The 897-nt window shown below is 44.7% G+C and carries 2 protein-coding genes; both read left to right on the forward strand.

Annotated features, from left to right (window positions below; translation table 11 throughout):
* Positions 1–471 (forward strand): hypothetical protein (locus ACQ661_RS12660; RefSeq protein ID WP_431668583.1); only part of this gene is annotated, 471 nt, incomplete at its 5' end.
* 32 nt (positions 472–503) lie between these two features.
* Positions 504–782 carry a hypothetical protein gene (locus ACQ661_RS12665; protein ID WP_431668584.1) on the forward strand — a complete coding sequence of 93 codons (279 nt, stop codon included), beginning with the start codon at positions 504–506 and terminating at the stop codon, positions 780–782.
* Positions 783–897: the final 115 nt, after the last annotated feature.

Genomic DNA, 897 nt, shown 5'->3' on the forward strand with positions numbered 1-897 from the left:
TGCAGACAAGGAGTAGTAAGTTTGATTGCGATTTTTAGATGTCTAGTGATCTTGAATTTAGTTCTGTACTGGGCATATATGTTCGCCCCGGATCTTATAGGCCGAATTTACGATGTCAGTGACGACGAATTTCAAGCTCTTTATTGGAGCGGGGCTGGCGCAGCTATTGAAGGAAACAATGTTTGGTTTTACGGCTTTCTTGCCATATACACTGGATTGTCAGCTGGGCTTATCGCCTTTCAAGCTTGGGCAAAATACCTATTCATAATATTGGTTCCTGTTCAGCTTTTTCTTACCTTACTATTTGGGGTTGCAGTTCTGCTTCCCTGGGAGTTCTTGGTTGTCTCGCTGATGACCTATATTGATGGCTTTATTCTATGTATGCTGCTATTTACCAGTATAAGCACGAGTTTCAGCAGCATAACCAGGCGCAGCACTACGCCACCGCAAGCGGTGGCGGGACGCTCGTAAACTCGCGCCCGTGTGCGCAGGCGTTATAAGCCATGGGGAACACAGTGAAATCATCGCTATTTCAAATAGGCACTTTGTTGCTCATTTTTGGTGCGCTTTTTTTAACGATTCCAGCAGTACCTTCTTTAGAGGCTGGGCATGGCTATGATTCGTTCCCGAATCCAACTTTGTTTATTGGTTTGCTGTGTGTTGCTATTGCAGCAGGAATAAGCATCAGAAAACTTGGCTTTCCGAAATTATTTTGGGTTTTATTTGCATCGTTATATGTCGTTTTTTCATTGGGTATCCACGCAAGAGTTTGGTGGTTCTAATGGCTTATAACAAGTTGCCTAATTTCGTTCCGGCCACAAAAAGCGTGGCCTCCACTGGACTGCCTACGCTACGCTGCGGCAGCCAATTAGCAAAGCGTTATAGCTTAAAGGAACG

Origin of the sequence: Pseudidiomarina sp. WS423, from assembly GCF_050750165.1 — a bacterium.
In the GTDB taxonomy this organism is placed as follows: Bacteria; Pseudomonadota; Gammaproteobacteria; order Enterobacterales; family Alteromonadaceae; genus Pseudidiomarina; species Pseudidiomarina fusca.